The sequence below is a fragment of the Citrobacter sp. C6_1 genome, from assembly GCF_014596835.2.
In the GTDB taxonomy this organism is placed as follows: Bacteria; Pseudomonadota; Gammaproteobacteria; order Enterobacterales; family Enterobacteriaceae; genus Citrobacter; species Citrobacter pasteurii.
In genome coordinates, this window is record NZ_CP115031.1 from 2,576,275 (window position 1) to 2,594,633 (window position 18,359).

At 51.4% G+C, this 18,359-nt stretch carries 15 protein-coding genes; 13 read left to right on the forward strand and 2 right to left on the reverse strand.

Annotated features, from left to right (window positions below; all coding sequences use genetic code 11):
- The first annotated feature begins 3 nt into the window (after positions 1-3).
- The 4 genes from ydiB (at position 4) to IB196_RS12585 (ending at position 4,580) form a co-directional block, all read left to right on the forward strand.
- Positions 4-870 (forward strand): quinate/shikimate dehydrogenase, encoded by an 867-nt coding sequence (gene ydiB / locus IB196_RS12570; protein WP_005120260.1) that lies wholly within the window; start codon positions 4-6, stop codon positions 868-870.
- Positions 871-904: 34 nt separating this feature from the next.
- A complete protein-coding gene (gene aroD / locus IB196_RS12575; protein WP_005120262.1) occupies positions 905-1,663 on the forward strand; it encodes a type I 3-dehydroquinate dehydratase in 759 nt (252 codons plus the stop codon).
- A gap of 156 nt (positions 1,664-1,819) precedes the next feature.
- Positions 1,820-3,415 (forward strand): acyl CoA:acetate/3-ketoacid CoA transferase, encoded by a 1,596-nt coding sequence (locus IB196_RS12580; RefSeq protein ID WP_005120264.1) that lies wholly within the window; start codon positions 1,820-1,822, stop codon positions 3,413-3,415.
- Positions 3,416-3,428: 13 nt separating this feature from the next.
- Positions 3,429-4,580: an acyl-CoA dehydrogenase gene (locus tag IB196_RS12585; protein WP_040233722.1), complete on the forward strand. Its 1,152-nt coding sequence runs from the start codon at positions 3,429-3,431 to the stop codon at positions 4,578-4,580.
- Positions 4,581-4,634: 54 nt separating this feature from the next.
- Here the strand turns inward: IB196_RS12585 and IB196_RS12590 are convergent, their stop codons facing one another.
- Complete coding sequence (locus IB196_RS12590) at positions 4,635-5,525, reverse strand: AraC family transcriptional regulator (protein WP_005120270.1); 891 nt, start codon at positions 5,523-5,525, stop codon at positions 4,635-4,637.
- Between the two features lie 509 nt (positions 5,526-6,034).
- Here IB196_RS12590 and IB196_RS12595 point away from each other — a divergent pair.
- The 5 genes from IB196_RS12595 (at position 6,035) to fadK (ending at position 11,112) form a co-directional block, all read left to right on the forward strand.
- Complete coding sequence (locus IB196_RS12595; protein WP_188232112.1) at positions 6,035-6,799, forward strand: electron transfer flavoprotein; 765 nt, start codon at positions 6,035-6,037, stop codon at positions 6,797-6,799.
- A 21-nt stretch (positions 6,800-6,820) separates the two neighbouring features.
- Positions 6,821-7,756, forward strand: a complete 936-nt coding sequence (locus IB196_RS12600; RefSeq protein WP_005120276.1) for an electron transfer flavoprotein subunit alpha — start codon at positions 6,821-6,823, stop codon at positions 7,754-7,756.
- A gap of 57 nt (positions 7,757-7,813) precedes the next feature.
- Positions 7,814-9,103, forward strand: a complete 1,290-nt coding sequence (locus tag IB196_RS12605) for an FAD-dependent oxidoreductase (protein ID WP_005120278.1) — start codon at positions 7,814-7,816, stop codon at positions 9,101-9,103.
- A complete protein-coding gene (locus IB196_RS12610) occupies positions 9,100-9,393 on the forward strand; it encodes a hypothetical protein (RefSeq protein WP_005120280.1) in 294 nt (97 codons plus the stop codon). Before IB196_RS12605 ends, IB196_RS12610 begins: the two co-directional genes overlap by 4 nt.
- 81 nt (positions 9,394-9,474) lie before the next feature.
- Positions 9,475-11,112 (forward strand): medium-chain fatty-acid--CoA ligase, encoded by a 1,638-nt coding sequence (fadK, locus tag IB196_RS12615; protein ID WP_005120282.1) that lies wholly within the window; start codon positions 9,475-9,477, stop codon positions 11,110-11,112.
- 67 nt (positions 11,113-11,179) lie between these two features.
- Here the strand turns inward: fadK and ppsA are convergent, their stop codons facing one another.
- Positions 11,180-13,558 (reverse strand): phosphoenolpyruvate synthase, encoded by a 2,379-nt coding sequence (gene ppsA / locus IB196_RS12620; RefSeq protein WP_005120283.1) that lies wholly within the window; start codon positions 13,556-13,558, stop codon positions 11,180-11,182.
- 329 nt (positions 13,559-13,887) lie between these two features.
- Here ppsA and ppsR point away from each other — a divergent pair, with 329 nt between their 5' ends.
- The 4 genes from ppsR to IB196_RS12640 all read left to right on the forward strand — a co-directional run bounded on the left by ppsR (position 13,888) and on the right by IB196_RS12640 (position 18,352).
- Complete coding sequence (gene ppsR / locus IB196_RS12625) at positions 13,888-14,721, forward strand: posphoenolpyruvate synthetase regulatory kinase/phosphorylase PpsR (RefSeq protein ID WP_003030553.1); 834 nt, start codon at positions 13,888-13,890, stop codon at positions 14,719-14,721.
- Positions 14,722-14,847: 126 nt separating this feature from the next.
- Positions 14,848-15,894 (forward strand): 3-deoxy-7-phosphoheptulonate synthase AroH, encoded by a 1,047-nt coding sequence (gene aroH, locus IB196_RS12630; protein WP_005120291.1) that lies wholly within the window; start codon positions 14,848-14,850, stop codon positions 15,892-15,894.
- Positions 15,895-16,103: 209 nt separating this feature from the next.
- On the forward strand, positions 16,104-16,292 hold the full coding sequence (gene hemP / locus IB196_RS12635) for a hemin uptake protein HemP (RefSeq protein ID WP_040233716.1): 189 nt from the start codon (positions 16,104-16,106) through the stop codon (positions 16,290-16,292).
- A 74-nt stretch (positions 16,293-16,366) separates the two neighbouring features.
- Positions 16,367-18,352 (forward strand): TonB-dependent hemoglobin/transferrin/lactoferrin family receptor, encoded by a 1,986-nt coding sequence (locus IB196_RS12640; protein WP_005120295.1) that lies wholly within the window; start codon positions 16,367-16,369, stop codon positions 18,350-18,352.
- Positions 18,353-18,359: the final 7 nt, after the last annotated feature.

The window sequence follows — 18,359 nt, forward strand, 5'->3', positions numbered from 1 at the left end:
CAAATGGACGTAACTGCAAAATATGAACTGATTGGTCTGATGGCCTACCCTATCAGACACAGTCTGTCCCCTGAAATGCAAAATAAAGCATTAGAAAAAGCGGGTCTGCCTTTTACCTACATGGCATTTGAAGTCGATAACTCAACATTTGCTAATGCAATTGCCGGTTTAAAAGCGTTAAAAATGCGCGGCACCGGGGTTTCCATGCCCAATAAACAGCTGGCCTGTGAATACGTTGATGAATTAACACCTGCCGCCAAACTGGTTGGCGCAATCAACACCATCGTTAATGATGATGGCTACCTGCGTGGTTACAACACCGACGGCACCGGTCATATTCGCGCGATTAAAGAAAGCGGCTTCGATATTAAAGGTAAAACCATGGTACTGTTGGGCGCGGGCGGCGCGTCTACAGCCATTGGCGCTCAGGCAGCCATTGAAGGCATCAAAGAAATTAAGATCTTTAACCGTAAAGATGAGTTCTTTGCAAAGGCGCAGGCATTCGCTAAACGTGTTAATGAAAACACCGACTGCGTTGTCACCGTGATCGACCTTGCCGATCGCCAGGCTTTTGCCGAGGCACTCGCCAGCGCGGATATTTTGACCAACGGCACGAAAGTCGGCATGAAACCGCTGGATAACGAATCTATTGTGACTGACGTTTCCCTGCTTCGCCCGGAACTGCTGGTGACCGAATGTGTGTATAACCCGCATATGACCAGGTTGTTGCAACAAGCACAACATGCCGGTTGCAAAACGATTGATGGTTACGGCATGTTGTTGTGGCAAGGGGCTGAGCAGTTCAAGCTCTGGACCGGGAAAGATTTCCCGCTGGAGTATGTCAAACAGGTTATGGGTTTTGCAGCCTGATGGGCAGTATTTGTGAATAGTTAAAGGGTAATCAATGAAAACCGTAACCGTAAGAAACCTCGTGATTGGCGAGGGTGCGCCGAAGATCATTGTCTCACTGATGGGTAAAGACATCTCAACGGTAAAAAGCGAAGCACTGGCCTATCGCGAAGCGGATTTCGACATCCTGGAATGGCGTGTTGACCATTTCGCAGATGTCGCTTCCATTGACGCAGTACTGGAAGCCGCACGTGCGATCCGTGATGTGATGGCGGATAAACCGTTGCTGTTCACCTTCCGTAGTGCACAGGAAGGGGGTGAACAGGCGCTGTCCGTCGAAAACTATATTGCATTAAACCGCGCAGCAGTGGACAGCGGTCTGGTGGATATGATCGACCTGGAGCTTTTCACCGGTGATGACCTGGTTAAAGCAACCGTCGAGCATGCGCACGCGAAAAATGTCTTCGTTATTATGTCGAACCATGATTTTCACAAGACACCTGCGGCCGATGATATTGTCCAGCGACTGCGTAAAATGCAGGAACTTGGTGCAGATATTCCCAAAATCGCGTTGATGCCGCAAAGCAAAACGGATGTGCTGACATTGCTTAGCGCAACGCTGGAGATGCAGGAACGCTACGCCGACCGCCCAATTATTACCATGTCAATGGCGAAAACCGGTGTGATCTCACGACTGTCCGGCGAAGTTTTCGGCTCAGCGGCGACGTTTGGTGCGGTGAAAAAAGCCTCGGCCCCAGGACAAATCTCCGTAACCGATCTACGCACCGTTCTGACAATATTACACCAGGCTTAATAGCCGAATATTTTTAAATTGCAATAAATAATGCCCTGCCCCAGATATTCGTTTTACCACGAATATCTGGCAGACGATTAAATATTTTCAAATAGCACAAAACACTATTACCGAATATAGCGATAGGCATTCGCACGAATATAACCTGGAGTTTATATGAAACTTTCAAGACCAACACGTCTAAATGGTCGGGTACCGGTATTATCTGCAGCTGACGCAATTGATTATATTCCGGATGAAGCCACCCTCTGCGTATTAGGCGCTGGCGGTGGGATACTTGAAGCCACAACATTAATTAATGCATTAGCCGAGAAATATAAAAATTGCCAATCCCCACGTAATTTGTCGCTAATTAGCCCGACAGGACTGGGCGACCGCGCAGACCGGGGTATTAGTCCATTGGCACAGGAAGGTTTAGTTAAATGGGCGTTGTGCGGTCACTGGGGACAATCCCCACGTATATCCGACCTTGCGGAACAAAATAAAATTGCCGCCTACAACTATCCACAAGGCGTATTAACTCAAACCCTGCGAGCCTCTGCGGCCCATCAGCCAGGTATTTTGAGTGATATCGGTATTGGCACGTTTGTCGATCCCCGCCAACAAGGTGGCAAACTCAATGAAGTGACCACCGAGGATCTAATCAAACTGGTAGAAATTGATAACAGAGAGTATCTCTACTACAAAGCCATTGCGCCGAATATCGCCTTTATTCGCGCCACCACCTGTGATAGCGAAGGCTACGCCACCTTTGAAGATGAAGTGATGTATCTCGATGCGCTGGTCATCGCGCAGGCCGTGCATAACAACGGCGGCATCGTCATGATGCAGGTACAAAAAATGGTGAAGAAAGCCACACTGCACCCTAAAGCCGTGCGGATCCCTGGCTATCTGGTGGATATCGTCGTTATCGATCCTGAACAGACTCAGCTGTATGCCGGAGCGCCGGTTAACCGCTTTATTTCAGGCGATTTCATCCTTGATGACAGCCTGCAAACTGCCCTACCGCTTAACCAACGTAAACTGGTAGCCAGACGTGCGCTGTTCGAAATGCGCAAAGGTGCAGTGGGTAACGTTGGCGTTGGAATTGCCGATGGTATTGGTCTCGTCGCGCGTGAAGAAGGCTGCGCCGATGATTTCATACTGACGGTTGAAACCGGGCCAATCGGCGGTATTACCTCGCAGGGCATCGCTTTTGGAGCCAACGTCAACACCCGCGCTATTCTGGACATGACCTCCCAGTTTGACTTCTACCACGGTGGCGGCCTGGATGTGTGCTATTTAAGTTTCGCCGAAGTCGATCAGCACGGCAACGTCGGTGTGCATAAATTCAATGGCAAGATCATGGGCACTGGCGGTTTTATTGATATAAGCGCCACCTCGAAGAAAATTATTTTCTGCGGCACCCTGACAGCCGGAAGTCTGAAAACAGATGTTGCCAACGGCAAATTGAATATCGTGCAGGAAGGTCGGGTGAAGAAATTCGTTAGCGAATTACCTGAAATTACCTTCAGTGGAAAAATTGCCCTCGAACGTGGACTGGATGTGCGTTACATCACCGAGCGCGCCGTATTTACGTTAAAAGAAGATGGTCTCCATTTAGTGGAAATTGCCCCAGGTGTTTCTGTACAAGAAGACATTTTGGACAAAATGGAATTCACCCCCGTTATTTCTCCAGACCTGAAACTGATGGACGAAAGATTATTTATCGATGCCACGATGGGTTTTGTTTTGCCCGACGCCACCAATTAAAAGGAGTACCCTGATGGACTTTTCATTAACTGAAGAACAAGAACTGCTGCTTGCCAGCATTCGGGAACTGATCACCAGTAATTTCCCGGAAGAATATTTCCGCACCTGCGATCAAACCTCCACCTACCCTAAAGAATTTATGCGCGCGCTTGCGGATAACGGCATTTCGATGCTGGGCGTTCCGGAAGAGTTCGGTGGCATTCCGGCAGATTACGTCACGCAAATGCTGGCGCTGATGGAGGTCTCAAAATGTGGTGCGCCTGCCTTTCTGATCACTAACGGTCAGTGTATCCACAGTATGCGCCGTTTTGGCTCCGCGGAGCAACTACGTAAAACCGCTGAAAGCACCATGGAAACGGGCGATCCGGCCTATGCGCTGGCGTTAACCGAACCGGGAGCTGGCTCAGATAACAACAGCGCCACCACCAGCTACACCCGCAAAAACGGCAAGGTGTACCTTAACGGGCAAAAAACCTTTATTACCGGTGCCAAAGAGTACCCGTATATGCTGGTCCTGGCTCGCGATCCCGAGCCGAAAGATCCGAAGAAAGCCTTTACCCTGTGGTGGGTGGATTCGAAGAAACCCGGCATCAAAGTTAATCCGCTGCACAAAATCGGCTGGCACATGTTAAGTACCTGCGAAGTCTATCTTGATGACGTTGAAGTTGACGAAAGTGATATGGTCGGCGAAGAGGGTATGGGCTTCCTCAACGTGATGTACAATTTCGAAATGGAGCGATTGATCAACGCAGCACGCAGCACCGGCTTTGCCGAATGCGCTTTCGAGGATGCCGCACGTTACGCCAACCAGCGTATCGCCTTTGGCAAACCGATTGGTCATAACCAGATGATCCAGGAAAAACTGGCGCTGATGGCGGTTAAAATCGAAAACATGCGCAATATGGTATTGAAAGTCGCCTGGCAGGCCGATCAGGAACAATCACTGCGTACCAGTGCGGCGCTGGCAAAACTGTACTGTGCGCGCACAGCGATGGAAGTTATCGACGACGCAATTCAGATAATGGGTGGTCTGGGTTATACCGATGAAGCCCGTGTATCCCGGTTCTGGCGTGATGTGCGCTGCGAACGCATTGGCGGTGGCACCGATGAAATCATGATCTACGTCGCCGGACGTCAGATCCTGAAAGATTATCAAAACAAGTAAGCCGTTCTGTCATCCGGATAGCGGATAAACGCTATCCGGACTTACGCCAGAAAATCAGACTTCCGGCTGCAGGCAGTCCTGCTCAGTCAGATTATTTTTAAACTGCTTACGATAATCGCTGGGAGTACAGCCTACGTGTCGCTGAAAGAGTTTGGCAAAGTGATCAACATTTTCATACCCTACCCGCCACGAGATTTCCGCTAACGACGCCTCCGTATTCGTCAGCGAAAATTTTGCCTCCGTCATCCGCCGTTGAATAACATAATTAATCGGCGAAATACGATATTCTTTAGTGAATTCGTGACAGATATAACTCACACTGGCTCGAAATTTTTTAGACAACTGATCAAGTGTGATTTTTTCGCGAAAGTTGTTATTCAAATACACCAGAACATCTTTAATTAACACGTCTTTTTTAATATACCCCTGCTCCGAACGATAAGCATTTTTAAAGTTTTCGTAATACAAGACGGTTAATGCGTAGGCAAAGGCATCATAGGCAGAGGATGACAGATTATTTTTACACTGCGGTATCATAATACTCAGTTCATTAAAAATACTCTTAATAACCTCCTTTCCCTGGCTGACGCTGATGACCGGACACGAATGTAACTGCAACAACTGATTGTCCTGCCAACCATTGAAACGAAAACCATCCAGTGCACAGGTGTAGGTCGTGGCAGGCGCGCTGCTATCCGAGGCGACGGTATGTAACCGCCCTTGTTCTATCACCACAATATCCCCGGCGTGAGCGACGTACAGTGAAGAATCAATGATTAATCGCGCGACACCTTTTTTGACATAGATAAGCTCTGTTTCATTGTCATGAACATGGTGACCAGACTCCCAGTTAGGATCATCACTGATGACGAATCGCGAAAATCTGGGGGTCTTCCCCTGCTCAAAAAGGGTTTCCATGGCATTATCAAAACATCGTTGATACATGACAGCCTCCACCTTTAGATGGTAAATATGCGGAAAATTAATAGTGTTAAATGATAACGATTAACCACGTTATACAACGATATTCTGTCCAAGCGAAACAAAATTATTTGCGCCATCTGCAAGATGACACTTCTTGCTCAAGAACGCTGTTAGCATGCGTTATTTACGTTTTATCCTAATTGAAAAGAATAAATGTTATTAATTCAACATTAACAATTTACATATCAGAAACAAATGCGGGCAAATATCGCTTAAAAATAGGATGCGTTTCTCAATTACACCCTCATTTACTGTTTTCACTGTGTAATCTCGCGTACACAATCTTTACCCCTCGCTTAGAACCCCCGCATCTCCGTTGCATATTTTTCTGCAAGATTGTTGGGAATGAAAACAGATTGCCCCGTCGAAAACAGGCTCCACTCTGCCGCACACTATTTTCAGTCAAATTTTCCCTACTGCCGATAATGACGCGCACCGTCATTATCCGAACGTGACTCACTGGAGATGCCATGAAAATAATAACCTGCTTTAAGTTGGTGCCTGAAGAACAGGACATTGTTGTTACCCCAGAGCGCTCGCTTAACTTTGATCGGGCCGATGCCAAAATCAGTCAATTTGATCTGAATGCGATTGAAGCCGCCACACAACTTACCGCTGAAGGCGATGAGATTGTCGCCTTAACGGTGGGCGGCTCCTTGTTGCAAAACTCTAAAGTACGTAAAGACGTGCTGTCCCGCGGTCCGGATAGCCTGTTTATGGTGCAGGATCCACAACTGGAGCACGCGCTGCCGCGCGATACCGCCCAGGCACTGGCTTGTGCGGCTAAAAAAATTGAATTCGATCTGATGCTGTTCGGGGAAGGGTCCGGTGATGTCTACGCACAACAGGTCGGTTTACTGGTTGGTGAGCTCCTGCAGCTTCCCGTGATTAACGCGGTAAGCCACATCCAACGTAACGGCGAGCGCATTGTGGTTGAACGTACACTGGAAGACGAAGTTGAAGTGATTAAACTGCCGCTCCCCGCCGTGCTGTGCGTAACCTCAGATATCAATACACCGCGGATTCCGTCAATGAAAGCCATTCTTGGTGCCGGCAAAAAAACCGTCACCCACTGGCAGGCCAGCGATATTGGCTGGACGCCAGCGTCACCGCTGGCGGAATTAGTCAGCCTTAGCGTTCCACCACAGACCGAACGTAAGCACATCATTCTGGAAAATGACTCAGCAGAAGCCATTGCCGAACTGGCCGAACATCTGAAAAAAGCCCTGAACTAAGCCCAACGGAGAACAATCATCATGAGTAAATTAGCCAACGTATGGGTGTTTAGCGATAACGTAGAACGCTATGCGGAATTAATGACCGGTGCCCGCCAGTGGGGCGAGCAGGTACACCTTATTGTGCAGGGCAACGAACAGGCCGATCAGCTGAAAGCGCTGGGTGCCGATGACATCATCGTGCTCGAACACGCCAGTGGACTGCAGCGTGTTGAAAACTACGCCGAGACTGTCTCAGCCTTACTGCAAGCGCACACCGGCCTGTTGCTGATGCCTGCGTCTAAACGCGCAAAATCACTGGGCGCGCGGTTAAGCATGCAACTCAATGCGGCGATGGTAAACGACGCCACATCGGTCACTCTCGATGCAGGTGCGCTGTTTGCAGAACACCGTATGTATGGCGGCCTGGCATTCGGTAAAGAAAAACTGAATAGCGCGCTGGCGATTATCACGCTTGCCCCTGGCATGTTTGAACCAGTAGAAGCCCATCCTGCGCACACTTGCCCTGTCGTCTCAGCACCGTATATCACACCACTTCATGAGATTGTTTGCCAGGAACGTCGGGCCAAATCCCTCAGCAGCGTGGATCTCAGCAAAGCTAAACGTGTGGTTGGCGTCGGTCGTGGCCTGGTGGCCGAGAGCGATCTGCAGATGGTACGCAATCTTGCCGCCGTTCTGGGTGCCGAAGTGGGTTGTTCACGCCCTATTGCCGAAGGTGAAAACTGGATGGAGCGCGAACGCTATATTGGCGTTTCCGGGGTGCTATTGAAATCAGATTTGTACCTGACACTGGGCATCTCAGGGCAAATTCAACATATGGTCGGCGGGAACGGCGCGAAGATCATCGTCGCCATCAATAAAGATAAAAAAGCCCCGATCTTCAACTACGCCGATTACGGTCTGGTTGGTGACATTTACAAAGTCGTCCCGACCCTTATCGAACAGCTCAGTCGCTAACGGCCACATTTAACGCACATATCCCGCTGCATTCGCGGCGGGAAAGGAGCAAAGAACATGTCAGATGAAAAATTTGATGCCATTGTGGTCGGTGCTGGCGTGGCGGGTGCGGTAGCAGGTTACGTGATGGCCCAGGCTGGGCTGGACGTGCTGGTTATTGAGCGCGGAAACAGTGCTGGCAGCAAAAACATGACCGGAGGACGACTCTACACGCATAGCCTGGAGCACATTATGCCCGGCTTTGCAGAGGAGGCCCCTGTCGAACGGAAAGTGACCCGCGAAAAAATCTCTTTCCTGACTGAAGAAAGTGCTGTCACCCTAGATTTCCATCGTGAAAAAGAAAATACCCCAGCGCAGGACTCCTATACCGTATTGCGCAACAGACTCGATCCCTGGTTGATGGAAAAAGCTGAACAGGCCGGGGCTCAGTTTATTCCGGGCGTTCGCGTCGATTCCCTGATCCGGGAAGGCAACAAAGTCACTGGCGTGCAGGCGGGTGACGATATCCTGGAGGCCAATATCGTTATCCTTGCTGATGGTGTCAATTCCATGCTGGGACGTTCACTGGGAATGGTACCGCCCTCTTCAGCACATCATTATGCCGTTGGCGTGAAAGAACTGATCGGCCTGCCGCCAGCAGTCATTGCAGATCGTTTTAATCTATCAGGAAATGAAGGTGCCGCCTGGTTGTTTGCCGGTTCGCCATCTAATGGCCTGATGGGCGGAGGTTTCCTGTACACCAACAAAGACTCCGTTTCTCTGGGACTGGTATGTGGTCTGGGCGATATCGGGCATGCGACAAAAAGCATTCCGCAAATGCTGGAAGATTTTAAACAGCACCCCACTATTCGCCCACTGATCGCCGACGGTGAATTGCTGGAGTATTCCGCGCACATGGTGCCGGAAGGCGGCCTGGCGATGGTACCGAAGCTGGTTGATGACGGGGTGATGATCGTCGGCGATGCCGCCGGTTTTTGTCTGAACCTGGGCTACACCGTGCGTGGCATGGATTTGGCGATAGCCTCCGCAGAAGCCGCAGCACAGACGGCCATTGCGGCAAAAGAACGCCAGGATTATTCAGCCAACAGCCTGATGGACTACAAACGCACCCTTGCACAGGGTTGTGTGATGCGTGATTTACAGCATTTCCGTAAGATCCCCGCGTTGATGGAAAACCCACGCCTGTTCACCCAGTATCCCCGTATGGTGGCCGATATCATGAGCGATATGTTCACCGTTGATGGCAGTCCAAACCAGCCAATTCGCAAGACCATTTTATCCCACGCGAAGCAGATTGGGCTGATAAATTTACTGAAAGACGGCATCAAGGGAGCAACCGCACTATGAGTCAGGACAACACCGTAAATGTTGACGTCAAACTGGGCGTTAACAAATTCAATGTCGATGAGGGGCATCCGCACATCATCCTTGCCGAACATCCTGACATGACAGAATTTCGCAAACTGCTGAATGCCTGCCCCGCTGGACTGTATAAACAGGACGAAAGTGGAAATATTCATTTTGATTCCGCAGGCTGCCTGGAATGTGGTACCTGCCGGGTGCTGTGCGGTTCCACTATCCTCGAACAATGGGAATACCCGGCTGGGACATTTGGTGTGGATTTCCGTTACGGCTAACACGTATCGCCTGTTGTACGCCGGAGACAGCACTTCTGTTATCCGGCAGGACGTGTACCGAAATTATCCAGGGAATAGCTCATGAGTGTCACATTAACGTTTAATGCCGAACGTCGGGAAGCTTATCGACAACAAGGGTTTTGGGGGGATGCATCGCTGGGTGATTACTGGAGCCAAACCGCCCAGGCGATGCCGGATAAAATCGCTGTGGTCGATAATCACGGCGATTCATACACCTACGCCGTGCTCGACAGTGCAGCCAGCCGTCTGGCGACCTGGTTGTTAGCCTGCGGAATCCAGCCAGGTGACCGCGTCGCCTTTCAACTGCCCGGCTGGTGTGAATTTACCCTTATCTACCTGGCTTGTCTGAAAACCGGGGCGGTTTCCGTACCACTACTTCCTGCCTGGCGCGAAGCCGAGCTGGTATGGGTACTGAACAAATGCCAGGCAAAGATCTTTTTCGCACCTACGCTGTTTAAACAAACCCGGCCGGTAGATCTGATCCTGCCCTTGCAAAACCAGCTGCCGCATCTGCAACAGATTGTTGCCGTCGATAAGCTGGCACCCGCGACAGACTCATTGCCACTCAGCCAGCTTCTTTTATCACCACCATTAACCCGGCCAATTAGTGTGCATGCCGATGAGCTGGCTGCGGTGCTGTTTACCTCCGGAACAGAGGGGATGCCCAAAGGGGTAATGCTGACCCACAACAACATCCTGGCCAGTGAACGCGCCTATTGTGCCCGTCTTAATCTCACCTGGCTGGATGTATTTTTAATGCCCGCGCCACTTGGCCATGCTACCGGTTTTTTACATGGCGTGACCGCACCGTTTTTAATTGGCGCACGCAGCGTATTGTTAGATATTTTCACCCCAGCCGCCTGTCTCGAATTGCTGGTACAACAGCGCTGTACCTGCGTACTCGGCGCCACACCGTTCGTCTATGACATGCTGTGTAGCGTGGAAAAACATCCCTACGATCTCTCGTCGTTACGCTTTTTCTTATGCGGCGGCACCACTATTCCGAAAAAAATAGCCCGCGATTGTCAGCAGCTCGGCATTAAACTTTTAAGCGTCTATGGCTCAACAGAAAGCTCGCCGCACGCGGTGGTCAATCTGGATGATTCGCTTTCCCGCATGATGAACACCGACGGATATGCCGCAGCCGGCGTGGAAATTAAAGTCGTCGATGAGGCACGTAACACGTTGCCTGCGGGTATGGAAGGAGAAGAGGCATCCCGCGGGCCCAATGTTTTTATGGGCTACCTTGATGAACCTGAACTCACCGCCCGTGCGCTGGATAATGACGGCTGGTATTACAGCGGCGATTTGTGCCGGATGGACGATGCGGGGTACATCAAAATCACCGGACGGAAAAAAGATATCATTGTCCGCGGTGGAGAAAACATCAGCAGCCGCGAAGTTGAGGATATTTTATTGCAGCACCCCCACATTCACGATGCCTGCGTTGTCGCGATGCCAGACGTACGCTTAGGTGAAAGGTCATGTGCCTATGTGGTGCTAAAACCGCCGCATCATTCGCTGTCACTGGAGTCAGTGGTAACCTTTTTTAGTCGCAAGCGGGTGGCAAAGTACAAATACCCTGAGCACATTGTGATTGTGGAGAAATTACCGCGCACAGCGTCCGGTAAAGTACAAAAATACCAACTGCGTCAGGATATTATTCAGCGTTTGAGCGTGGAGAGTGTTGCAGGATAAAGTGCCGGATGGCGACGCTAGCGCATCTTATCCGGCCTACGTTGAATAGGCCGGATAAGGCATGATGTTACTTGTTCAGTTCAGCCAGACTTAGCCAGGTCTGTACGACAGTGTCCGGGTTCAGCGACAGGCTGTCGATCCCCTCTTCCATCAGCCAGGCCGCAAAGTCTTCATGGTCAGATGGGCCCTGACCGCAAATACCCACGTATTTGCCCTGTTTCTTGGCTGCACGAATCGCCATCGACAGCAGCGCTTTCACCGCGTCGTTACGCTCATCAAACAGTTCAGAAACCACACCAGAGTCACGGTCCAGACCCAACGCCAGCTGTGTCATGTCGTTAGACCCGATAGAGAAGCCGTCGAAATATTCGAGGAACTGTTCAGCCAGCAAGGCGTTGGATGGGATCTCACACATCATGATTACCTTCAGCCCGTTCTCGCCGCGCTTCAGCCCCTGACGTGCCAGCTCTTCCACGACCGCTTTCGCCTGGGCAACGGTACGAACAAACGGTACCATTACTTCCACGTTAGTCAGCCCCATGTCGTTACGGACGCGTTTTACGGCATCACATTCCAGCGCAAAACAGTCACGGAAGCTATCCGCAACATAGCGCCCCGCACCACGGAAGCCCAACATCGGGTTCTCTTCATGCGGTTCATAACGCTCACCGCCGACGAGGTTGGCATATTCGTTGGACTTAAAGTCCGACATGCGCACGATGACGCGCTTTGGATAAAACGCCGCACCCAGCGTCGCAATCCCTTCCGTCAGACGACCCACGTAGAATTCACGCGGTGAATCAAACCCTTTCATCATCGCGCGGATTTCGTTTTGCAGTTCCGGCGTTTGATCATCGAATTCCAGCAGTGCACGTGGGTGCACGCCAATCATACGGTTGATAATAAATTCGAGACGCGCCAGGCCGACACCTTCGTTTGGCAGACAAGCGAAGTCAAAAGCTCGATCCGGGTTACCGACGTTCATCATCACCTTCAACGGCAGATCCGGCATGGTTTCCACGCTGGAGCTCTTCACGCTGAAGTCCAGCATGTCGGCATACACGTAGCCGGTGTCGCCTTCCGCACAGGAGACTGTGACTTTCTCGCCGTCTTTCATGCGTTCGGTCGCATCGCCACAGCCAACAACCGCCGGAATTCCCAGTTCACGGGCAATAATCGCCGCATGACAGGTACGACCGCCGCGGTTGGTGACGATCGCCGCCGCTTTTTTCATGATCGGTTCCCAGTCCGGGTCGGTCATGTCGGTAACCAGCACATCGCCTGGCTCGATACGGTTCATTTCGCTGATGTCATGAATGACTTTTACCGGGCCAGCCCCGATGCGGTGACCGATGGCGCGACCTTCAGCAATAATTTTACCCTGCGCATGCAGCGTATAACGCTCCATCACCTGGCCGCGAGAACGTACGGTTTCCGGACGAGCCTGTACAATGAACAGCTTGCCGGTATGACCGTCTTTAGCCCATTCGATGTCCATCGGACGACCGTAGTGCTTCTCGATTTGCACCGCCTGCTTCGCCAGCTCCTGCACTTCCTCGTTGCTCAGTGAGAAAATGTCACGTTGCGCCTGCGGAACGTCTTCAATGGTAACCTGCTTGCCATGCTCCTGAGTCGGCGCATAAACCATGCGGATTTTCTTAGAGCCCATTGTACGACGCACGATTGACGGACGGTTGGCCGCCAGGGTCGGTTTGTGCACGTAGAATTCATCCGGGTTCACTGCCCCCTGCACCACCATCTCACCCAGCCCCCACGCGGAGGTGATAAACACCACCTGATCGAAGCCGGATTCGGTATCAATGGAGAACATGACGCCGGAAGACGCCAGGTCAGAGCGCACCATCCGCTGCACACCCGCAGAGAGCGCCACACCACGATGGTCATAGCCCTGATGGACACGATAAGAAATCGCACGATCGTTAAACAGCGAGGCAAATACGTGTTTGACAGCGACCAGTACCGCATCAAACCCCTGGACGTTGAGGAAAGTTTCCTGCTGGCCCGCGAATGACGCATCTGGCATATCTTCTGCGGTAGCGGAGGAACGCACGGCAAAAGAAGCATTGGCATCGTCCGCTGACAGCTGCGCGTAGGCATCGCGGACGGCATTTTCCAGTTCAGGCTGGAAAGGAGTGTCGATAATCCACTGGCGGATCTGCGCGCCGGCTTTTGCAAGCTCGGTGACATCGTCAATATCCGTTTTATCCAGCAGCTCATAAATGCGCTGGTTTACGCCGCTTTGGTCCAGAAACTGGTTAAACGCATCGGCGGTCGTTGCAAAACCATTCGGTACGGATACGCCCATACCTGAAAGGTTAGTAATCATTTCACCCAGGGAGGCATTTTTGCCCCCAACTCTGTCTACATCATTCATGCCGAGTTGGTTATACCAAAGCACCAGCGGTGACGAGCCATTGTTGGACATCGAACAATCCTTATATATGAACGAGGTTAGGAAACTCAATTTTGCGTAATTATCTTGGCATATTTACTCCAGCGAAAAAAACGGTGAATCGTTCAAGCAACTTTATTTTTTATTTTTTCAGATTCTTTCCGCATTTGCGCAAACCCGCGAACGGCACGGGATCACCACAAAATCAGTCGGTATAAACATTTGTTCCGAAAAATGAAATGTACTTTTCATTAAATATAAAAATACTGTTTCACTTTATAAAAGTGATGCAGCAATATTCGCTTCTGACGAATTTTAATTTATGCTTTCAGAGAATTATGTCTGCCCCCAGGATGCGCAAAATGGATAATGCTGTTGATCGTCATGTATTTTATATTTCTGATGGCACAGCCATCACCGCAGAGGTATTGGGTCACGCGGTAATGTCACAATTTCCGGTCACGATCAGCAGCATTACGCTGCCGTTTGTGGAAAATGAGAGCCGTGCTCGTGCGGTTAAAGACCAGATTGATGCCATTTATCAACAAACGGGTGTGCGTCCTCTGGTGTTCTACTCCATCGTATTGCCGGAAATTCGCTCGATCATTTTACAAAGTGAGGGTTTTTGCCAGGACATCGTCCAGGCACTGGTCGCCCCGCTGCAACATGAGATGAAACTCGACCCCACACCGATCGCGCATCGCACGCACGGCCTGAATCCTGGCAACCTCAACAAGTACGATGCGCGTATCGCCGCCATTGATTATACCCTCGCGCATGACGACGGTATCTCGTTGCGCAACCTTGATCAGGCGCAGGTGATCCTGCTTGGCGTTTCCCGCTGCGGAAAAACGCCTACCAGCTTATACCTGGCAATGCAGTTTGGTATCCGGGCCGCTAACTACCCCTTTATTGCCGATGATATGGATAATCTGGTGCTGCCCGCCTCTCTGAAGCCGTTGCAGCATAAATTATTCGGCCTGACCATCGACCCTGAGCGCCTGGCGGCGATCCGCGAAGAGCGCCGTGAAAACAGTCGCTACGCTTCGCTGCGCCAGTGCCGAATGGAAGTTGCCGAAGTAGAGGCGCTGTACCGGAAAAATCAAATTCCGTGGTTGAACAGTACCAATTATTCAGTAGAAGAAATTGCCACCAAGATCCTCGACATCATGGGGCTGAATCGCCGCATGTACTAGAATGCTAGTGCATTGGTTCGATTTTTTGTTATTATGCTCGCCACCAGGCAGGATGAGTGTGATATTGTGATGTACATCACTTCCCGGTAGTCCTGCCGTTGAAGCAACAAATTTCTGAGATAAGTAATGAACAGAACCGATGAACTCCGTACTGCGCGTATTGACAACCTGGTCACTCCAGCAGAGCTTGCGCAACGGCATCCTGTTTCGTCCTCCGTCGCCCGCCATGTTACGGATTCCCGACGTCGGATAGAAAAAATCTTGAATGGTGAAGATCCTCGCTTGCTGGTCATCGTTGGACCATGCTCGATTCACGATCTCGATGCCGCCATGGAATACGCCACGCGTTTGCAGGCACTGCGCACTAAACACCAGGCACGTCTGGAAATCGTGATGCGTACCTATTTTGAAAAACCGCGTACCGTCGTGGGCTGGAAAGGCCTCATTTCCGACCCGGATTTGAATGGCAGCTATCGTGTAAATCATGGTATTGAGCTGGCACGTAAACTGCTGTTACAGGTCAACGAACTGGGTGTACCGACGGCCACTGAATTCCTCGATATGGTGACAGGTCAGTTTATTGCTGATCTGATCAGTTGGGGCGCAATTGGCGCACGCACCACAGAGAGCCAAATTCACCGTGAAATGGCTTCCGCACTCTCCTGCCCTGTCGGGTTCAAAAACGGGACAGATGGCAATACACGTATCGCCGTCGATGCTATTCGCGCGTCACGCGCCAGCCACATGTTCCTCTCACCGGATAAAACCGGGCAGATGACTATCTATCAGACCAGCGGCAACCCTTATGGTCATATCATCATGCGCGGTGGTAAAAAGCCGAACTACTCTGCCGAAGATATTGCCGCTGCCTGCGATACGCTGCACGAATTCTCTCTGCCGGAGCATCTGGTGGTGGATTTCAGCCATGGCAATTGCCAGAAGCAACATCGCCGTCAGTTAGAAGTGTGCGATGACGTCTGTCAGCAGATTCGCAATGGTTCGACGGCAATAGCCGGGATCATGGCGGAAAGTTTCTTACGCGAAGGTACGCAAAAAATCGTCAGCGGCCAGCCACTGGTTTATGGTCAGTCAATCACCGATCCCTGCCTGAACTGGGAAGATACGGAACTGCTGGTCGAAAAACTCGCCGCGGCGGTAGACAGTCGATTCTAAAATCATGCCCGGGCGGCGGTTTCGCCTGACCCGACCTACGGTTCGTGCCCATCCAGGCCCGGTCAGCGTAATGTGACCGGGCTTTTTTAATGCAGCGCAATCCCGCAAATTTGATCCCGTCACAATTATTTCACAAAAAGGCTTGATGCAAATTCTCAGTTTATTGATAATGATTATCATTGTTACATTGATTGTTATTTTTAAACACTATGTCACGTATGGATAACACTACAGCAACGCCTGCAAAAGAAAAAACACACCCTTCTGTCACGCCTGACGAACGTCGGATTGACAGTAAAAGCCTGCTGGGAAATGAAGGACGAGTGATCATAGAACATGATGGTCAGCACTACTTGCTGCGCCAGACCCAAGCCGGAAAACTCATTCTGACCAAATAAACAACACCTTTCGCCAGCCACCCAGGTGATACCCAGGCAGCCAGCGCTTTTCGATTTCCTAATGGAGAGTTGCTATGCCATACCTGCACACTGCATCCCTGCGTCCCTCGCTATTGGCGCTGGCGATTGTCAGTAGCCTGCCCACTTTCGCATATGCGGCGGTCGAAGATATGACCGTCACCGCCACCGGCAATGCCCGCAGTGCCTTTGAAGCGCCGATGATGGTCAGCGTGATTGATGCCACTGCGCCGGAAAACCAGACTGCCAGCTCAGCGGCAGATCTGTTACGTAAAGTGCCTGGACTTACCCTTGACGGTACGGGACGAACCAACGGTCAGGACGTTAATCTGCGCGGCTATGACCGCCGCGGCGTTCTGGTGCTGGTAGACGGCGTACGTCAGGGAACCGACACCGGACACCTGAACAGTACCTTCCTCGACCCGGCGCTAATCAAACGCATCGAAGTCGTGCGCGGCCCTTCTGCTCTGCTGTATGGCAGCGGCGCGCTGGGCGGCGTGATCGCCTATGACACTGCGGATGCCAAAGATCTGCTGGAAGCCGGACAAAACAGCGGTTACCGCGTGTTCGGTACTGCGGCAACCGGCGATCACAGCCTCGGTATGGGCGCCAGCGCATTTGGGCGCACCGATACGCTGGACGGACTGCTTGCATGGTCGAGTCGCGATCGCGGTGATTTGCGCCAGAGCGACGGTACTACAGCGCCAAACGATGAAGCGATCAACAATATGCTGGCGAAAGGCAGTTGGAAAATTGACAGCGCCCAGACGCTGGCAGGCTCGTTGCGCTACTACAACAATGACGCCCGTGAACCTAAGAACCCACAAACCAGCGCGGCAGATGCCACCAGCAACCCGATGACCGATCGCTCAACGATCCAGCGAGACGCACAGTTGACCTACACGCTCGCCCCTGCGGACAATGACTGGCTGAACGCTGATGCTCGCATATACTGGTCCGAGGCGCGCATTAATGCCCAGAATCCGGATGCGACTAATGAGTTTCGCAAACAAACGACCAAAGGCGGAAAAATTGATAATCGCAGCCGGTTGTTTAGCGACTCCTTTGCTTCTCACCTGTTAACTTACGGTGGTGAGTACTATCGCCAGGAACAACGCCCCGGTGGCGCGACGACCGGCTTCCCTGAGGCAAAAATTGATTTCAGCTCCGGCTGGCTACAGGATGAAATCACCCTGCGAGATCTGCCAGTAACATTGCTGGGTGGTACACGCTATGACTCATATCGCGGTAGCAGCGATGGTTACGCGGATGTCGATGCCGACAAATGGTCGTCCCGCGCAGGAATGACCGTCACGCCGGCCGACTGGCTGATGCTGTTCGGTTCATACGCTCAGGCCTTCCGTGCGCCGACCATGGGCGAGATGTATAACGATGCAAAACACTTCTCCATCGGCCGTTTTTACACTAACTATTGGGTACCCAACCCTAACCTGCGTCCGGAAACCAACGAAACGCAGGAATACGGATTTGGCCTGCGCTTCGACGATCTGCTGATGGCGAGCGATGCGCTCGAATTTAAAGCCAGTTATTTCGACACCAAAGCGAAAGATTACATCTCCACCAGCGTCGATTTTGCCGCCGCGACAACCATGTCCTATAACGTCCCCAACGCCAAAATCTGGGGCTGGGACGTGATGGCGAAGTACTCCGCCGATCTGTTCAGTTTAGACATGGCCTACAACCGTACACGAGGCAAAGATACCGACACCGGCGAATACATTTCCAGCATTAACCCGGATACCGTCACCAGCAAACTGAACATACCCGTGGCACACAGCGGATTCTCCGTGGGCTGGATCGGGACATTTGCTGACCGCTCCACGCATATCAGCAGCAGCTACGCTAAACAGCCCGGCTATGCGGTAAACGATTTCTACGTGAGCTATCAGGGTCAACAAGCGCTGAAAGGTATGACCACCACGCTGGTACTGGGCAACGCCTTCGACAAAGAGTACTGGTCGCCGCAGGGCATTCCGCAGGATGGTCGCAATGGCAAAATTTTCGTGAGTTATCAGTGGTAATCACTTT

Excerpts from the sequence above, each read along its gene's own strand:
- ydiB (WP_005120260.1), top strand. The coding sequence starts at position 4 with ATGGACGTAACTGCAAAATATGAACTGATTGGTCTGATGGCCTACCCT.
- aroD (WP_005120262.1), top strand. The coding sequence starts at position 905 with ATGAAAACCGTAACCGTAAGAAACCTCGTGATTGGCGAGGGTGCGCCG.
- IB196_RS12580 (WP_005120264.1), top strand. The coding sequence starts at position 1,820 with ATGAAACTTTCAAGACCAACACGTCTAAATGGTCGGGTACCGGTATTA.
- IB196_RS12585 (WP_040233722.1), top strand. The coding sequence starts at position 3,429 with ATGGACTTTTCATTAACTGAAGAACAAGAACTGCTGCTTGCCAGCATT.
- IB196_RS12590 (WP_005120270.1), bottom strand. The coding sequence starts at position 5,525 with ATGTATCAACGATGTTTTGATAATGCCATGGAAACCCTTTTTGAGCAG.
- IB196_RS12595 (WP_188232112.1), top strand. The coding sequence starts at position 6,035 with ATGAAAATAATAACCTGCTTTAAGTTGGTGCCTGAAGAACAGGACATT.
- IB196_RS12600 (WP_005120276.1), top strand. The coding sequence starts at position 6,821 with ATGAGTAAATTAGCCAACGTATGGGTGTTTAGCGATAACGTAGAACGC.
- IB196_RS12605 (WP_005120278.1), top strand. The coding sequence starts at position 7,814 with ATGTCAGATGAAAAATTTGATGCCATTGTGGTCGGTGCTGGCGTGGCG.
- IB196_RS12610 (WP_005120280.1), top strand. The coding sequence starts at position 9,100 with ATGAGTCAGGACAACACCGTAAATGTTGACGTCAAACTGGGCGTTAAC.
- fadK (WP_005120282.1), top strand. The coding sequence starts at position 9,475 with ATGAGTGTCACATTAACGTTTAATGCCGAACGTCGGGAAGCTTATCGA.
- ppsA (WP_005120283.1), bottom strand. The coding sequence starts at position 13,558 with ATGTCCAACAATGGCTCGTCACCGCTGGTGCTTTGGTATAACCAACTC.
- ppsR (WP_003030553.1), top strand. The coding sequence starts at position 13,888 with ATGGATAATGCTGTTGATCGTCATGTATTTTATATTTCTGATGGCACA.
- aroH (WP_005120291.1), top strand. The coding sequence starts at position 14,848 with ATGAACAGAACCGATGAACTCCGTACTGCGCGTATTGACAACCTGGTC.
- hemP (WP_040233716.1), top strand. The coding sequence starts at position 16,104 with ATGTCACGTATGGATAACACTACAGCAACGCCTGCAAAAGAAAAAACA.
- IB196_RS12640 (WP_005120295.1), top strand. The coding sequence starts at position 16,367 with ATGCCATACCTGCACACTGCATCCCTGCGTCCCTCGCTATTGGCGCTG.